The organism is Halomonas sp. MS1 (assembly GCF_024182575.1).
GTDB lineage: Bacteria > Pseudomonadota > Gammaproteobacteria > Pseudomonadales > Halomonadaceae > Vreelandella.
The window spans coordinates 3,476,311-3,492,082 of the sequence record NZ_CP098926.1 but is presented as its reverse complement, the minus strand read 5'-3'; the positions used below and the strand labels follow the sequence as shown (position 1 = coordinate 3,492,082).

Sequence of the window (15,772 nt, the reverse complement as noted above, 5' to 3'; positions counted from 1 at the left end):
ACTAACAATGAGGCGTAGTCACCCTGTTGGGTACGCTACGCAATGAGCTTAATGGGCGCTGGCTAACGCCACATTTTGAACAAAAGATGCCATTAACTCGGCATCTTTTATGCCATGAGATATTTCTATACCGCCAGAGACATCAATAGCATAAGGCATTACTTGGTTAACCGCAGAAGCCACATTATCAGCCGTTAACCCACCAGCCAGGATAACAGGTTTTTCTAAGGTTGCGGGGATTCTAGACCAATCAAACGTCTCTCCCGTTCCCCCTGGGATACCAGGTCGATAGGCATCTAATAGTAGCGCCTGTGCAAGCGAGTAGTCAGCCGCCGCCTGATGCAGGTCGATATCATCACGCATGCGCAGTGCTTTAATCCAAGGCCGTCCAAACTGCTGACAGAACGAGGCTGGCTCATCACCATGAAACTGAATTAAATCCAAGTAAGGTAAGCACTGCTCAATGAATTCTGCGGGCTGATTAACAAACAATCCCACTCGCGTCACAAAGGCAGGCACTTCCACTGCCAACTCTTCCAGCACAGCAGGCGTTATGCTGCGGGCGCTCTTAGGCCACATCACGAAGCCAAGCGCGTCCACACCCAGCGATGCTGCCAGCGCGACGTCCTCATGGCGAGTTAAGCCACAGAATTTAATCCGCGTACGACCAGAACGCGCGTTCATAATGAGGCCTCCTGCTGCTCTGAAGGCGCTGACTCTTGGTTTAAAAGCGTCTGACTCTTAAACGTCAACTTGCGCCGTGCCGCAATGCGCGGATTATCAGGTAACTGACGCTCCCCGGTCCACTCACCGGTAAATGCGAGCAGGTTGGGGCCTAACGGCTCTTTGGGCAGATCAAATCGTTCATCATAAAGTGAGTCTACAAAATGAAGGCCACAGGCTGGCGCTGTGACATCGCCTTTTCGGCGATTCTTCAGTGCCAGCAGGCGCGCAATGTGCCCTTCATCTTGTGAACCGCGCCCTACGCTAACCAGTGCCCCCGCAATATTGCGAATCATGTGGTGCAAAAAAGCATTGCCCTGAATATCAATGACCACTATTGGCCCATAGCGTTTCACTTCTACAAAGTGCATTTGCCGCCAAGGCGTTTTGGACTGGCAGCCCGCCGCTCGAAAGCTGCTGAAGTCATGCTCGCCTACCAGAGCCTGCGCAGCCCGATGCATGGCATCGGCATCTAACGGATCTCGACACCAAGTTACGTTGTGGCGCTCTAACACCGGACGACTAAGTTGATTCAACAAAATATAACGATAACGACGCCCAAGTGCGCCCAAGCGGGAATGGAAGTCATCGGACACAGGTTTTACCCAGCGCACAGCGACGTCTCTAGGAAGATTGGTATTACTGCCAAAAATCCAGGCTTTCTCAGAACGCTGAACAGGCGGGTCAAAATGGATGATCTGACGAGTGGCATGCACGCCAGAATCGGTTCGACCACTGGCATGAATACGCACTGGCGCGCTGGCCACTTTCTCTAGCGCATCTTCCACCGCTTGTTGAACAGAAGCTGCGTGTTTCAAACGCTGAAAGCCGCAAAAGCGCGTACCATCATATTCAATGCCCATCGCTAGGCGCCCCGTTAGGGGCTTTGTTTCGTCAAAATGGTAAAACAGCGTCATGAAGCCACGTCACATAGAAGATAGTTAGGGTGTACCATTATCCCGACGTCGAGGCTCAAATGCCACCTCTTCGACTTCCCAGCGTTCCTCGACGCTCTTTCCTCCATATTGGTTGCGCCCCACGCCTGGAAGTGAAGACGTCTCCTGCCGTTCGGCCTCAACTATCGGTACTGGCTCACTGTTAGCTGGTACTGTATCGGCCGTTTATGAATCCCGCGCTGGTGGCTCAGTAGTAGAAGAAGGCGTGGTAGTTGAAAACGTAGTAGGTGAAGACGTAGCAGGTGAAGACGTAGCAGGTGAAGACGTAGTAGGTGAAGACGTAGCGGTTGGCATCGTATCAGCGTTATAAACTGAGGAAGTGGGTGCAACATCTTCCCACTGCCGTTCACGACGCCTACGCGACCAGACTAGCGCTCCCAACAAAAGCGCTAACGCAGTACTAGCAAGCGGCCATTGATAGGCAGTAATGCGCTCAACAAGCGTGTCTGACGCACTCTGCGAACGGTTCAGGTTAAGCATCTCGTTAGCTGTATGGCTGTTTGCCATCAGCGCGGCACTCCCCGCCAGCACATCAGATACTGCTTGAGCTTGCTGAAGCTCGCGCTGAGAAGCACTCAATGCTTGTGCTAGCGACGCCACCTCTTGACGCAGCACCGCTAGCTCATCATGCATTTCTTCGCGCTCGTCAAGCGCCGCTAGCAGCCTATCCTGACCCTCCAACAGCTGTTCAGCGAGCATTTGCTCGATGGCGACAGTATCGGATGTTTGCGGGGATGGATTAGTGCCCTGGTCGACACTTTCCATGGTTGGCTCGCCCGCCTGCTCCATGCTCGAATCACTAAGGGTTTCAGGTTTTTCTTGGGGCTCGACCTGACGGCCTACAGGCTGGCGCATCGCTTGAATTGCCGGGGCAGCATTGCTGGACGTTCGTGACGCAACCTGTTGACGGGTAGGGATATTGAGCGTCTGGCCTGCACGGAGCTCATCTACATTGCCAGTGGGAAACGCAGCAGGATTAGCGGCTAAGAGCGCCGTCATCATTTGCTGAATGGTTACATCGGCTGGCTTCACCCTTGCGGCAACGCTCCAAAGAGTATCGCCACTGGCTACGTAGACAATATCGCGTGCGGCCGATGCCATAGAAGCGGCTGCGCTGCTGGTCGCTTCGGCCGAGCCAATGGCGTCAATAGGGCTACCTAACGCGTATTCGGGTGGATCAAACAACAGCGTTAAAGCGCGCGTCTGCCGCCCTTCTGGCGAAGAAATCGTTAACAGTAGATCCAACCATGGCTCATGAACTGCCTGGGAAGAGCGCAGCAAAAGTCGATGCCCGGCAGGCTGCTCCTGAACCTGAACACTGATACTTGCGGTAAGGGGTGTCCACTCCAACCCCAGCGCTCTAAACGCCGATTCGTTTGCCAGGTCGACACGTAAATCACTCAGCGCGAAATGCTCGCTTTCCTGAAGCGGCACAGTGGCTTCAAGCGGCGCATCTAACGGCGAACTTACCGTTGCCTGGCCCAACCCAAGCGCCATTGCCAGCGGGCTAATAGCGCTCAGCGATAGCCCCAACATCCCTGTTAACTGTTTTCTCATAAAGGCCTCTGCTGCCTTTTATTTGATTGCGGCTAAGCCACACTTTCTTACATTTACTTAGCAAAATTACACTCTGCATCCTTTTTACCACACCCAGAGAATAAAAAAACGGGAAGCTGCGTACAGCTTCCCGTTTTTATCAACGCCTTTATTTAAGCGTGGCGTGCTCTACTGCTCGCGTAAGATCTTCAGCATACGCTTGAGCGGCTCGGCAGCACCCCATAACAACTGGTCACCAACACTGAAGGCTGACAAGTATTCGCCGCCCATATTCAGCTTGCGAAGACGACCGACCGGTACTTGCAGCGTGCCAGTCGCAGCAGCGGGCGTTAGGCCAGCAACTGTAGCGTCTTTGTCGTTCGGGATCAGCTGAACCCACTCATTATGCTTAGCAATACGATCTTCAATCTCGTCAAGCGGCACATCTTGCTTCAGCTTAATAGTGAACGCTTGGCTGTGAGAACGCATTGCACCGATGCGCACGCAAAGGCCATCGATGGGGATCGGGTTGTTTTGCAAACCTAAGATCTTGTTAGTCTCAACGCTGCCCTTCCACTCTTCACGGCTTTGGCCGTTATCAAGCTTGGTATCGATCCATGGCAGCAAGCTACCCGCTAACGGCGCACCGAAATTATCCGTGGGGAAGTCACCACTACGCATTGCAGCCGTCACTTTACGGTCGATATCCAGAATCGCGCTAGAGGTATCTTTCAGCTCTTCGCCTACGCTGTCGCGCAGTTGACCCATCTGGTTCAATAGCTCGCGCATGTGCTTGGCGCCTGAACCGGAAGCTGCTTGGTATGTCATGGAGGTCATCCACTCGACCATGTCTGCTTCGAACAAGCCACCCAAGCCCATCAGCATCAGGCTCACGGTGCAGTTGCCGCCGACAAAGGTTTTAGCACCCTTCGCTAACTGGTTATCGATCACCTTACGATTGACCGGATCCAGAATAATGGTCGCTTCGTCTTCCATACGCAGGGTGCTGGCCGCATCAATCCAGTAGCCTTTCCAGCCCGCCTCACGTAAATCTTTATAAACCGGCTTGGTATAGTCGCCACCTTGACAGGTAACCACCACGTCCAGTGCTTTTAACGCATCAATATCAAACGCATCTTTCAGTGGAGGCACGTCCACGCCGATATCGGGGCCAGGCTGACCAACTTGGGAGGTGGTGAAAAATACCGGTTCAATACCGTTAAAATCACCATCTTCCTGCATGCGCTGCATCAGCACTGAGCCAACCATGCCACGCCATCCCACGAAACCGACTTTCAACATGTGAAGTCCTCCAACTAAGAATGAGAGCGATATTATACACAAATATTAGACACAACGTCGGCCACCCCTAGGGTGGCCGACTGTTAATACCTTTCAGCGTCAATTAGTTAGCACGCTTTATACATAATTTAATTTTTTGCGAAGGCCGCCAATACGGCATCACCCATCTCATCGGTAGAGACACGGCGCGTTCCTTCAGAGGCAATGTCAGCAGTACGCAAGCCATCATCCAATACACTGCCAACAGCGGCTTCAATGCGCTCAGCCATGGCGGTTTCATTCAATGAATAGCGTAACATCATCGCGACCGACAGCATCATCGCTAACGGGTTAGCAATATTCTGCCCAGCGATATCCGGCGCGCTACCGTGGCAAGGCTCGTACATGCCCTGCCCACTCTCGTTTAGCGACGCTGAAGGCAACATGCCAATAGAGCCGGTAAGCATGGCAGCGGCATCGGAAAGAATATCGCCAAACATGTTGCCCGTCACTACCACATCAAACTGTTTCGGCGCGCGCACCAACTGCATGGCGGCGTTATCCACATACATATGGGAAAGTTCAACATCCGGGTACTCTGGTGCTAAACGCTCCATCACTTCACGCCACAGAATAGTGACTTCCAATACGTTGGCTTTATCGACCGAGCAGAGTTTTTTGCCGCGCTTCTGAGCCATTTCAAAGGCGACGCGACCAATGCGCTCAATTTCGCTTTCAGAGTAGATGTAGGTGTTAAAACCCACCCGCTCGCCGTTGCGCTCTTCAATGCCACGTGGCTGGCCGAAATAAATGCCACCGGTAAGCTCGCGGACAATCATAATATCCAGCCCAGCCACTAACTCCGGCTTCAAGCTAGAGGCGCTAGCCAACTGCGGATAAAGCATGGCCGGACGCAGGTTGCCGAACAAACCTAAGTTTTTCCGCAGACCTAACAGGCCTTTTTCAGGACGCTTGGAAAGGTCTTCGAGTGTGTCCCATTTGGGGCCACCGACAGCGCCCAGCAAAATAGCACTGGCTGCCTTGGCTTTTTCAAGGGTTTCAGCAGGCAGTGGCTCACCGTGAACATCGTAAGCAGAGCCACCGACAAGTCCTTCTTCGACGTCGATATCCAAACCAGCTTCCTGGCAGGCCTTCAGCAAACGAGCCGCCTGAGCCGCAATTTCAGGGCCAATACCATCACCCGGCAGCAGTAATACCTTATGAGTCATGCAATTTCCTTAGCATTTCAAACGTTAAAGGTGAATGAACACTTACGCAGGCTGACGGAACAACCAAGGACGCTGCTGGCGGTGTTTTTCTTCAAACGCGCGAATTGCGTCTTCGTCCTGCAGAGTAATACCAATATCGTCCAAGCCGTTCAGCAGGCAGTGCTTACGGAACGCATCCACCTCAAATTCGAGAATTTCGCCACTGGGCGTAATGACCCGCTGATTTTCTAAATCTACGTCTAATTGATAGCCTTCGCTGCCTGCCACTTCCGCAAACAGGCGGTCAACAACGTCTTCTTCCAAGGTAATCAGCAGAATGCCGTTTTTGAAAGCATTGTTGTAGAAAATATCGGCAAAGCTTGGCGCAATCACCGCTTTAAAACCAAAATCTTCGAGCGCCCACGGGGCGTGCTCGCGGGAGCTACCACAGCCAAAGTTGCGGCGCGCCAGCAATACTTCAGCACCTTGGTACCGCGGTTGGTTCAAGACAAAATCTGGGTTCAGCGGGCGCTGCGAACAGTCTTGTCCTGGCTGGCCTTCATCCAGGTAGCGCAGTTCATCAAACAAGTTCACGCCAAAGCCAGTGCGCTTAATCGACTTCAAAAACTGCTTCGGAATAATCAGGTCGGTATCGACATTAGCACGGTCAAGCGGCGCGACGATTCCTTCTAAACGTTCAAACTTTTTCATGGCTTAGGCCTCCTGCGCGTGGCTAGTGTCGTTAGCGGGTAAGGTACGTACATCAACAAAGTGACCAGCAATCGCTGCCGCCGCGGCCATCGCAGGGCTCACCAGATGTGTGCGACCGCCGTAACCCTGGCGACCTTCAAAATTGCGGTTAGACGTTGATGCACAGTGTTCACCAGCGCCCAACTTGTCGGCATTCATTGCCAAGCACATTGAGCAACCCGGCTCACGCCATTCAAAGCCTGCTTCAATAAAGATTTTATCCAAGCCTTCTGCTTCCGCCTGGCGTTTCACCAAACCAGAGCCCGGCACCACCATGGCAAGCTTAATCGAGCCAGCGACTTTATTGCCTTTCGCTACCTTGGCCGCTTCGCGTAAATCTTCGATACGCGAGTTAGTACAGGAGCCGATAAATACTTTATCGAGCTTGATATCGGTAATTTTCTGGTTTGCCTGCAAGCCCATATATTCGAGGGCACGCGCATGGCTGCGCTGCACGGTGTCATCCAGCGCGGCTTGGGGATCTGGCACTTGGCCGGAAATACCGGTGACCATTTCCGGGCTAGTCCCCCAACTGACCTGAGGCTCGATCTCTTCAGCTCGCAGAGTAACTACTTTATCGAACTGCGCATCGGCATCGGAAACCAGGTTACGCCAATCGGCTACGGCGGCTTCCCACTGCTGGGTGGTGGGCGCAAAGGGACGCTCGGCCAGGTAATCAATCGTCGTGTCATCGACGGCAATCAGGCCCACACGGGCACCCGCTTCAATGGCCATATTGCATACGGTCATGCGGCCTTCCATAGAGAGCGACTCAATCGCACTACCGGCAAACTCAATGGCATAGCCCGTACCACCAGCGGTGCCAATCTTGCCAATAATCGCCAACACCACGTCTTTAGCGGTCACGCCCAGGCCAAGTTCGCCTTCCACGCGCACTTGCATGTTCTTCATTTTTTGCGCCAGCAAGCACTGGGTCGCCATGACGTGCTCAACTTCTGAGGTGCCAATACCATGGGCCAAGGCACCAAATGCACCGTGGGTAGCGGTGTGGGAGTCGCCGCACACCACGGTCATACCAGGCAACGTTGCGCCCTGCTCTGGGCCTACCACGTGCACGATACCCTGGCGCGGGTCGTTGATTTTGAACTCTTCAATGCCGTACTCAAGGCAGTTATCGTCCAAGGTTTGTACTTGGATTAACGACACGGGGTCTTTAATACCGCTATTGCCTTCAGCGCGCTCTTTTACCGTCGTAGGCACGTTGTGGTCAGGCGTTGCCAAGTTAGCATCTAAACGCCAAGGCTTGCGATTAGCCAGGCGCAGTCCTTCAAACGCCTGGGGCGAGGTGACTTCGTGAAGCAACTGGCGGTCGATATAGATCAACGCCGTGCCGTCGTCACGCTGTTTCACCAAATGTTGATTCCAGAGTTTGTCGTAAAGCGTTTGACCTGACATGTTGCTCTCCTGGGCATTGCCCTGCTAGTTCGGTATGGCAGCCTCTACGTGCTGCTTATGTGGCTATACAGGCAGTGTCACGCGAGTCGCGCATAAAAGCAATTCATGTTATTCATAGATTAGATTCCAAACTGGAATACTTATTCAGTAGCACCTATTAACTACCTAGTTAGAAATACCTGTTCAGGGAGTCGCAAGTGGATACTCAAAGCCTGCAAGCATTTCTGGCCGTTGCCGAAACCCAGAGCTTTTCCCGCGCGGCAGAACAACTGTATTTAACCCAGCCTGCGGTAAGCAAACGTATCGCTACTCTGGAAGACCAACTTGGCACCCGGTTATTTGACCGCATCGGGCGGCGCATTGCGCTGACCGAAGCGGGCAATGTATTACTTCCCAAAGCACAGCACATACTGTTTACCGTGGAAGACAGCCGCCGAGCACTCGCCAATCTTTCCGGCCAAGTAGGCGGTAAGCTAATGCTAGCCACCAGTCACCACATCGGCCTACACCGACTGCCCCCGCTTTTAAAGCAATACACTCACCGCCACCCGGAAGTGGCGTTAGACCTGCACTTTCTGGACTCAGAGCTAGCCTACCAAGGCGTGGTCGACGGCACGCTGGAGATGGCAATAGTCACTCTCGCCCCCCACCCCGTTGAACAGCTTCACGTGGTAGAGCTATGGCGCGACCGGCTGTGTTTTGTCTGCGCCACCGACCACCCACTGGCGCAGCGTACCCGCCACACCAGCAGCCCGCTCAGCTTGACTGAATTATGTGAATTCAATTGCGTGCTGCCAGGTGCCAAAACCTTTACCCGCACCTTGATTGGCCAACGTTTTGCCGAAGTGGGCCTACAGCTTCCCGTCAGCATGGCGACAAACTATTTAGAAACGCTGAAAATGATGTGTAGCGTGGGCCTGGGCTGGAGCCTACTACCTGAAAACATGATCGATAGCGAACTCATCGAGCTCAATGTAGACACCGCTCCCATCCAGCGCCCGTTGGGCTATCTCGTCCACACCAGCCGTACGCTTTCCAATGCCGCTAAAAAAATGATTGAAGAACTGGAAAGCACCCGCCACGCCACTCTCAACTAGCCGCACGCACCAATGTTGTGGGCACGCACCAATGTTGCGGGAAAGCGATACGCGGGCCTATCAATCACCCGCGAAGCGATGCCTGAACAATTACAAAGCGCTATCCGTCTCCACAACCTCTCGGATCACACTGCCCAATTCAGCTATCGCGCTATTTCGTTCTTCAAAGGATGCGTCAGTTTCGGTGATATAAAACGCCACAATGGTAGGCTCGCGCTCAGGCGGCCATATAACAGCGGTTATCGATCTTGAACCAAAACCACCGGCTCCCGTTCGATCTCCAATTACCCACTCATCAGGCATTTGTGACCTAAACAAGCCATCAGCCACTTCATTATTAACCAACCATTCACGCAGCTGGTTTTTCGACTGGGGCGATAACGCGTTTCCCACTACCAGCTTCTCAAGGTTACTTACCATTGCATTGGGCGTGGTGGTATCACGCTCATCATGTGGAGCAGCCTCGTTTAGCTCTGTCTCCCAACGGTCCAAACGCGTGACACTATCCCCCAAGTCTCTCACAAACGCCGTCACGGCCTGCGGTCCACCAATCGCCTGTAAGATCAGGTTAGCCGCGGTGTTATCGCTGGTTGTCATCGTCGCTTCGCAGAGTTCAAACAGCGATATTGCCCGGTTATCCGCATACGCTTCGGTAACGGGTGAATAGGTGACAATGTCAGAAGCAGATACTTTCACTTGTCTTTCGAGTTGCTCACTTCCTTCATCCACACGCTGCAGCAGCGATGCACACGCTAAGGTTTTAAAAGTGCTGGACATCGCGAACAGCTGGTCTGCGTTGTATTCCCAGCGCTGCCCAGTTTCCAGGTCATAGGCTGCAAAACCAACGCGTGCATCCAACTGCTCCTCTATACGCTCAACCTCTGTAAGCAAATTATCATCCTGAGCCATCAACACAGAAGGAACCGCTATTAAGCAAATCGATATAACCCAGCGCGAAACTCGTTGTTTGCAATCCACTTTCATCATCCTTTTAAAATCTATAATGAGGGTAGAAGGTGCCCGCCGCATACAGGGCCTGGAAGGTTTATTAATCGAGAGAAGTTGGCGGCTGGTCACTTACCAACCTTCCATACAACGCGGAATCAGAGACAACACCATTCACTTCCCATCGCTGCCGAAGCACCCCTTCTAGAGTAAAGCCAAGCTTCTCAAGCGCTTTCGCTGAAGCGTGGTTATCTGGGTCAATTTCAGCTTCAATACGACGAAGCCCCAGTGCATTAAAGCCATACTGTATCAAGGCTTCACCCGCCTCATTAATATAGCCTTTGCCCCAATAGCGTTGGCCTAAGCCAAAGCCGACCTCAGCACGCTTAGACTCTTTGTCATAACTAAACAGCATGCACTTACCCACCAGATCACTTGTTGACTTTAGATATATCCCAAGCACTAGTGACTCTTCACGCAGCATCGAAGCGTTGCTGACATCAACAAAATCCAAAGCGTCCTGAATATCTGACCAAGGTGCCGTATTCCAATATTTCATCACTTCAGGGGAAGAAAATATGTCTAGCAGGCTTTCTGAATCAGCGGCTGCTAATGGCTGCAGTGTTAGCCGTTCGGTTTCGATCACTGGGAAAAACAACCCTTCTGGCATTCATGCCTCCTTTTTTGCATGACGCCGCCAACACGTGCAGCTTTACAAGCCGCAACGTAAAGCGGTTATCACACCTAAGCTATCTATATTGCACTTCCTATATTGCACTTTTCAGTGCCTCCAGGATAAAACTCGCTTTGGCAGCCGTATAGGCTTCTCTATCTGACTTAAATTCTGCCGCCCATAACCGCTTATTCTTCTCATACCGTTGGGCTAGCTCAGCATTGGTACGCAGTATGTTTCGAAATGCCAAGCGCTGATCCCATTCACGGCTACCGTAGACCATGAGGTGTAGGTGATGCGTCCTACGCCCCTCGGCCCACCGCATAAGCCAACGCCGACCAACTAGCGAAGCGTTAAACGCCATTGATGTTCCATAGCCTGCGCGGCACAACGGTTCCATTAATTTGTCAGCACGTGACATCGAGTCCACGCCAGCCAAGATATCGATAACTGGTTTGGCAGAAAGCCCCGGTACGGCTGTACTCCCAACGTGTTCGATCGCCAAAAAATCATCTGGAAACAAATCAAAGAGACGCTCTCGCTCCTCCTCAAACATTCGTTGCCAGTTAGCATCATATGGGAAGATTACCACTTCCTCATTAATCGCCCTGTTAAGGGACTCTGCTTCATCCATCGTCACTATCCCTTGCTCTATCAACCTGATCAAAAATCACCATGGTCATGCACAACCGTCCGGTCACTGCGGCGATGTTATTACCACGCCTAAACTGAACGTTCATAGCGACAGACCTCGGTTATTTTCTGTGCGTCGTGAAGCCTAAGTGACAACGCTTTTGCCAAATCACCCGCCCAACGCACCGACACCAAAGGATGCCCAGAGGAAGAGCTGACCAGCACAATATCAATACTAGGCAGTGCCGGCATTTCATGGGCAGCATCGACTTCGACCAAATCACTCGGCAAGGAAGCCGTCGCCGCCGCCGTGATGGCCTTGCCCTGCCGAACCAACCCCATCAAAGCTCCGGTATTGGCACTGAGCGCCTTAATGCGGTAAGAGCGGCGTGTTTTGTTTAGGCCATCCAAAGCCGAGCTGTGAAATTTGCAGTCGGCTTCATACAGAGCTAAAGGCAACGTTTCGTGCTGCTGCCAGTCAAATTCCGGGTGCTGTATCCAGATTCCCTTATCAAGCATCAGCACATGGCCCTCATCACTATTGGCCGCTCGCGTCAGGATAGCCAAGTCCAGCGCTCCCTCATCCAGCTGGTTTCGCAACGTGATGGTAGGCGCGCAGATTAGCTGCAGTTGAACACTAGGATGTTGGTCATGAAGGGTATCTACCAACAAAGGTAGCAGGCTCTGGGCGTAGTCATCTGGGCTGCCAATACGCAACGTCGGTAAAGCGGCGCTCGATCTCAGTTGAACTAGCGCCTCATCATGCATTGCCAGCAATCGGCGAGCGTAGCTGACAAGACGTTTGCCCTCGTTGGTGAGCTCTAGATTGCGGCCTTCTTTAAAGAACAAGCTGCAGCCGACCTGCTCTTCCAGCCGCTTCATTTGCATGCTGAGCGCGGCCTGAGTTCGGTGCACCTGACGCGCGGCACGGGTAAGGCTGCCGGTATCAACCACGGCAATATAGGTGCGCAGGAGATCCATATCCATGTAACGAGGCCTCTATCCATCAGCCCCACTGATGGCTGATATTAGTACTATTCGTTTGTCGAACTTCGCGGAAAGCGAAACACTGTCCTCCGCGGCTTGGGTGTGAATTCCAGACCGGCCACCTTCGCGTTCAAATCACAGGAGACGACGATGATCTTGCACGACTACCTACCCTCCGGCAACGGCTACAAAGTGCGCCTATTACTGAATTTGCTGGATAGAACTTATGACTATCGCCATTACGATATCGTGCATGGAGAAACGCGAACTCCAGCATTCTTGCAGAAGAACCCCTCCGGCAAGATTCCAGTACTGGAACTCGACGACGGCCGCTTTCTCAGCGAGTCGAACGCCATTCTCTACTATCTAGCCCAAGAGAGTGATTATTGGCCGGAAGATCGCTGGGACCAGGCCCAGGCCCTGCGCTGGATGAACTTTGAACAGTACAGCCACGAACCCAACATCGCCACACCGCGCTTCTGGCTAACTCACCTTGGCCTGAACGATGAACGCCAAGCACAGCTCGCAGGTAAACAAGCACTAGGGCGCGAAGCGTTAGCGCTTATGGACGATCACTTAGCAAGGCAGGATTGGTTCGTCGCAGGCCGCTACACCATCGCGGATATCGCTCTCTTCGCTTATACCCATGTAGCGGAAGATGGCGGGTTCACATTGGCGAATTATCCCAACGTTTGCCGATGGCTGGATCGGGTAGCGTCTCACCCGAACCACACTGCGATCATAGCGGAGTAGGTACGTTTCCATGCTGACAATTGCTTTGCTTAAAATTGCCCCAGCTCAACTTCATATCGCTTTCTATTGGCTGACACAGCCACGCTGTTAAAAATCGGGTTGTCGGCGATACCTTCAGTAGATTTCCTGTGATAATGACCAAGCGCTTTTTAGCGGTTTGCCGCCAAGGGGACAAAAAACCAGCTGCGCGTGCTTGGCCATCATGGGAAATCTCTTGATAGCCTAGTTCGCTAGGAGTGCCCTCAATGGCCTGTTGCGAGTGGCCACCATGATCGTGGTGCCGCTCCTCCCAATGAGCGATGGTTTTGAAGTGCAAACCTTATAGCAACTATAGCTTCAGCCCTGCATAAGGAGTTTTACCATGTCGATGATCGGCCAAAGTATCAGCATTGGTGAGCTAGCACGACGAACCGATTGCAAACCTGAAACAGTTCGTTATTACGAGCGTATTGGGCTACTGCGCGATGCGACACGAACCAACGGGGGGCAGCGCCGCTATGGAGACGACGCGGTGCGGCGTTTGACCTTCATTCGTCATGCCCGAGACTTTGGCTTTTCGGTGGAATCAGTGCGAGAGCTTTTGGCCATGTCAGATCAACCTGAGATGCCTTGCCAAGAAGTCGATGCCATCGCCACACATCACCTAAAGAAAGTGGAATCCCGCCTTCAGCGACTGTCCGCACTGCGTGAGGAGCTTCAACGAATGGTCACGCAGTGTGCCGGTGGCAAAGTGGAAAGCTGCCGAATCATTGAGGTCATCAGTGATCATCAGCTCTGTATCACTGAAAACTCGCATGGAGGTGCTAACGACTTGAGTTAGAACTAACGCTACGCCCCACGCCCAAGAAGAAATAAGCCGCTAGCATGACACCAGCGGCGGTCCCAAGGCTAAATCGCTAACACCAAGATTTGGTGCTTAGGTAAACAAGACGTGGAGCACACCAACAGCCGTCATCAAGCCTGCCACAAGGCTTACCAAACACCGCATGGTGGCAAGAGAAACCTCTTCCACACCTACTTACCTGTGTTGCAATAGATGAGTGATTACACGGCTCGGGTTCCAAAACGAAGCAAGCACACGTTCACATTACTTACAGTCCATACAACGTTGCTAAGCACAGATGGTTATAACTAGTTATACGAGATCGAGTCATACATAGACGCCGTACCGATAGCTTGTTCCAAGCGATTTCTTGCCTCGTAAAGTGATGTTTGATATTCACTTTGAGTCAGTTGTTCGCCTAGCATGATGCGTTGACCTTGGCCAAGGGGATCAACAGGTTGGTTATTGATCCTCACTTCATAATGCAGGTTGGGGCCAGTGGTGACCCCAGAGGCACCTACCTCTCCAAGCAGCTCTCCCGCGTTGATTAAATCCCCAACCACTAACTGGGAGGAGAATCGGCTAAGGTGTGTATAGCGACTAACGACCCCTGTGTCGTGCTCCACCTCAACCACCTGCCCATATCCCCCCTGGCGACCCATAAAGGATACGCGCCCAGGTGCGATGGCGATAACTGGCGTCCCCGCTGGTGCAGCCAAATCAATTCCATTGTGAGGGCGGACTCCTCCATACACAGGATGTCGTCGATTGCCAAAGCGAGAGGTTAAGCGAGCACTAAGCACGGGTAACCGCAACGTGCCTAGTAGGGTATTGCTTTTGAAAAGAGCAACATCACCCTTTGGGGTTTCTGGCCAGATAACCTCTAAGGGCTCTGTCTGGTCAGGAAGAGCAGCATAATTGAGGCGTGGTGGCCCAACACGGGCGCCGTCCTGGCGTCGATCTTCCTCCCACACTAATTGAATACGTTCGTTGCCTGAAAGCTCCAGCGGCGCTGCGATAAACTCGCTGAGCAGTATTTCTAATTTACTGGCGAATCGCGTAGGGACATCTTCTGCTGCTAAAGCCTCGTAGAGGGTGGTATCAATGATCACATCACGACCAAAGGTCAGGGTATCAACGCTATCAAGCGGTAAAAGGCCTTCTTGCTCGCTAGCCTTTTGTAAACTGACAAGACTATGTTTAGACGGTGGCAATGAAAGATGCGCTTGCCAATTAGCTTCCACTAGCAAGGGGTAAAACCCCACCAAGCTTAGTAAATACCAGCGCTGCATCACTGACCACCCTCTTTCTCAGAATTTTCAGCTACTTCACTCTCAACGGCATCAATCAGCTCTTGCATACCAAAGGGGTCTAAAGGTTGGTCATTGACAAAAAAGGTTGGTGTTTGGCGAATCTGATTAGCTCTGACATCCGCCATGTCTTGATCAATTACCGCCTGCACCTCAGCAGAGGTCAATTGTTTTTCCGCAGCCGCTCGATCAAGGCCCGCTTGGCTAGCGATATCGAGGATAGCAGATTCATCAAAGCTGCCATGCGAAGCCCATTGGTCCTGGTGAGCTAGCAGCCTCTCCAGTACCGGCTCAAAGACGCCCTGCCGACGGGCGGCTTCTAATACCCGAATGGCCTTGTCCGATACGTCGCCATGGAAAGGGGTGTAGCGCACGATAAGTCGCACTTTTTCTGGGTAGGTCTCCAGAATGCTTTTTGTCAGGGGATAGAAAGCACGGCAGGCTTCACAAGCTGGATCGAAGAACTCCACAATCGTCACCGGCGCATCTTCTCGCCCCAAGATGGGGGAATGTGAACGCACCAAGGAGTTGTCGGCCTGGGCGCCGCTCTCATTTGCTGCCTGAGCTTGTATGTCTAAGAGCGCAGGTTTCGATACAGCGACGATGGCAGTGGCCAGCATTAACGTGCTGGCCAAGATAAAAGACGCTTTCTTGAACATTTTTTCTCTCTTTTTTAGCAAT

General features: G+C 52.5%; 16 protein-coding genes. 3 read left to right on the top strand and 13 right to left on the bottom strand.

Annotation, left to right across the window (positions count from 1 at the left end):
* Positions 1-48: 48 nt before the first annotated feature.
* The 7 genes from NF683_RS16050 to leuC all read right to left on the bottom strand — a co-directional run bounded on the left by NF683_RS16050 (position 49) and on the right by leuC (position 7,870).
* On the bottom strand, positions 49-684 hold the full coding sequence (locus NF683_RS16050; protein ID WP_089038165.1) for a phosphoribosylanthranilate isomerase: 636 nt from the start codon (positions 682-684) through the stop codon (positions 49-51).
* The gene (gene truA / locus NF683_RS16045) at positions 681-1,640 is read right to left on the bottom strand and encodes a tRNA pseudouridine(38-40) synthase TruA (RefSeq protein ID WP_253920436.1); all 960 of its coding nucleotides are present in this window, start codon (positions 1,638-1,640) and stop codon (positions 681-683) included. Before truA ends, NF683_RS16050 begins: the two co-directional genes overlap by 4 nt.
* A 204-nt stretch (positions 1,641-1,844) precedes the next feature.
* Positions 1,845-3,236: a type IV pilus assembly protein FimV gene (locus NF683_RS16040; protein ID WP_253920435.1), complete on the bottom strand. Its 1,392-nt coding sequence runs from the start codon at positions 3,234-3,236 to the stop codon at positions 1,845-1,847.
* Between the two features lie 168 nt (positions 3,237-3,404).
* On the bottom strand, positions 3,405-4,517 hold the full coding sequence (gene asd, locus NF683_RS16035; protein WP_089038162.1) for an aspartate-semialdehyde dehydrogenase: 1,113 nt from the start codon (positions 4,515-4,517) through the stop codon (positions 3,405-3,407).
* Positions 4,518-4,645: 128 nt separating this feature from the next.
* Entirely contained in the window at positions 4,646-5,725 is a 1,080-nt protein-coding gene (gene leuB, locus NF683_RS16030; RefSeq protein WP_038483705.1) for a 3-isopropylmalate dehydrogenase, read from the bottom strand.
* A 42-nt stretch (positions 5,726-5,767) separates the two neighbouring features.
* A complete protein-coding gene (leuD, locus tag NF683_RS16025) occupies positions 5,768-6,415 on the bottom strand; it encodes a 3-isopropylmalate dehydratase small subunit (protein WP_089038161.1) in 648 nt (215 codons plus the stop codon).
* Positions 6,416-6,418: 3 nt separating this feature from the next.
* Positions 6,419-7,870: a 3-isopropylmalate dehydratase large subunit gene (gene leuC, locus NF683_RS16020; RefSeq protein WP_089038160.1), complete on the bottom strand. Its 1,452-nt coding sequence runs from the start codon at positions 7,868-7,870 to the stop codon at positions 6,419-6,421.
* A 197-nt stretch (positions 7,871-8,067) separates the two neighbouring features.
* Here leuC and NF683_RS16015 point away from each other — a divergent pair, with 197 nt between their 5' ends.
* Complete coding sequence (locus tag NF683_RS16015) at positions 8,068-8,967, top strand: LysR family transcriptional regulator (RefSeq protein WP_089038159.1); 900 nt, start codon at positions 8,068-8,070, stop codon at positions 8,965-8,967.
* Positions 8,968-9,057: 90 nt separating this feature from the next.
* Here the strand turns inward: NF683_RS16015 and bla are convergent, their stop codons facing one another.
* The 4 genes from bla to NF683_RS15995 form a co-directional block, all read right to left on the bottom strand.
* Entirely contained in the window at positions 9,058-9,951 is an 894-nt protein-coding gene (gene bla / locus NF683_RS16010) for a class A beta-lactamase (protein ID WP_089038158.1), read from the bottom strand.
* 64 nt (positions 9,952-10,015) lie between these two features.
* Positions 10,016-10,582: a GNAT family N-acetyltransferase gene (locus NF683_RS16005; RefSeq protein ID WP_253920434.1), complete on the bottom strand. Its 567-nt coding sequence runs from the start codon at positions 10,580-10,582 to the stop codon at positions 10,016-10,018.
* A gap of 97 nt (positions 10,583-10,679) precedes the next feature.
* Positions 10,680-11,219, bottom strand: coding sequence for a GrpB family protein (locus tag NF683_RS16000; RefSeq protein ID WP_253920433.1), 540 nt, complete (start codon positions 11,217-11,219; stop codon positions 10,680-10,682).
* A gap of 89 nt (positions 11,220-11,308) precedes the next feature.
* Positions 11,309-12,205, bottom strand: a complete 897-nt coding sequence (locus NF683_RS15995) for a LysR substrate-binding domain-containing protein (RefSeq protein WP_253920432.1) — start codon at positions 12,203-12,205, stop codon at positions 11,309-11,311.
* Between the two features lie 150 nt (positions 12,206-12,355).
* Between NF683_RS15995 and NF683_RS15990 the strand changes: the two genes are divergently transcribed.
* On the top strand, positions 12,356-12,958 hold the full coding sequence (locus NF683_RS15990; RefSeq protein WP_089038154.1) for a glutathione S-transferase family protein: 603 nt from the start codon (positions 12,356-12,358) through the stop codon (positions 12,956-12,958).
* A gap of 361 nt (positions 12,959-13,319) precedes the next feature.
* Positions 13,320-13,778 carry a MerR family transcriptional regulator gene (locus tag NF683_RS15985; RefSeq protein WP_089038152.1) on the top strand — a complete coding sequence of 153 codons (459 nt, stop codon included), beginning with the start codon at positions 13,320-13,322 and terminating at the stop codon, positions 13,776-13,778.
* A 311-nt stretch (positions 13,779-14,089) separates the two neighbouring features.
* On the opposite strand, the gene NF683_RS15980 is transcribed toward NF683_RS15985, so the two are convergent.
* Both NF683_RS15980 and NF683_RS15975 read right to left on the bottom strand, forming a co-directional pair.
* Positions 14,090-15,073, bottom strand: a complete 984-nt coding sequence (locus tag NF683_RS15980; RefSeq protein WP_089038151.1) for a M23 family metallopeptidase — start codon at positions 15,071-15,073, stop codon at positions 14,090-14,092.
* Positions 15,073-15,750: a DsbA family protein gene (locus tag NF683_RS15975; protein WP_089038150.1), complete on the bottom strand. Its 678-nt coding sequence runs from the start codon at positions 15,748-15,750 to the stop codon at positions 15,073-15,075. The genes NF683_RS15980 and NF683_RS15975 overlap by 1 nt, the downstream gene beginning before the upstream one ends.
* Between the last annotated feature and the right edge of the window lie 22 nt (positions 15,751-15,772).

What these genes read in the sequence shown, in the direction of transcription:
- asd (WP_089038162.1), bottom strand. Translation starts at nt 4,517, where the DNA reads ATGTTGAAAGTCGGTTTCGTGGGATGGCGTGGCATGGTTGGCTCAGTG.
- NF683_RS16000 (WP_253920433.1), bottom strand. Translation starts at nt 11,219, where the DNA reads ATGGATGAAGCAGAGTCCCTTAACAGGGCGATTAATGAGGAAGTGGTA.
- leuD (WP_089038161.1), bottom strand. Translation starts at nt 6,415, where the DNA reads ATGAAAAAGTTTGAACGTTTAGAAGGAATCGTCGCGCCGCTTGACCGT.
- NF683_RS16050 (WP_089038165.1), bottom strand. Translation starts at nt 684, where the DNA reads ATGAACGCGCGTTCTGGTCGTACGCGGATTAAATTCTGTGGCTTAACT.
- leuC (WP_089038160.1), bottom strand. Translation starts at nt 7,870, where the DNA reads ATGTCAGGTCAAACGCTTTACGACAAACTCTGGAATCAACATTTGGTG.
- NF683_RS16005 (WP_253920434.1), bottom strand. Translation starts at nt 10,582, where the DNA reads ATGCCAGAAGGGTTGTTTTTCCCAGTGATCGAAACCGAACGGCTAACA.
- truA (WP_253920436.1), bottom strand. Translation starts at nt 1,640, where the DNA reads ATGACGCTGTTTTACCATTTTGACGAAACAAAGCCCCTAACGGGGCGC.
- NF683_RS15975 (WP_089038150.1), bottom strand. Translation starts at nt 15,750, where the DNA reads ATGTTCAAGAAAGCGTCTTTTATCTTGGCCAGCACGTTAATGCTGGCC.
- bla (WP_089038158.1), bottom strand. Translation starts at nt 9,951, where the DNA reads ATGAAAGTGGATTGCAAACAACGAGTTTCGCGCTGGGTTATATCGATT.
- leuB (WP_038483705.1), bottom strand. Translation starts at nt 5,725, where the DNA reads ATGACTCATAAGGTATTACTGCTGCCGGGTGATGGTATTGGCCCTGAA.
- NF683_RS15990 (WP_089038154.1), top strand. Translation starts at nt 12,356, where the DNA reads ATGATCTTGCACGACTACCTACCCTCCGGCAACGGCTACAAAGTGCGC.
- NF683_RS16040 (WP_253920435.1), bottom strand. Translation starts at nt 3,236, where the DNA reads ATGAGAAAACAGTTAACAGGGATGTTGGGGCTATCGCTGAGCGCTATT.
- NF683_RS15985 (WP_089038152.1), top strand. Translation starts at nt 13,320, where the DNA reads ATGTCGATGATCGGCCAAAGTATCAGCATTGGTGAGCTAGCACGACGA.
- NF683_RS15995 (WP_253920432.1), bottom strand. Translation starts at nt 12,205, where the DNA reads ATGGATATGGATCTCCTGCGCACCTATATTGCCGTGGTTGATACCGGC.
- NF683_RS15980 (WP_089038151.1), bottom strand. Translation starts at nt 15,073, where the DNA reads ATGCAGCGCTGGTATTTACTAAGCTTGGTGGGGTTTTACCCCTTGCTA.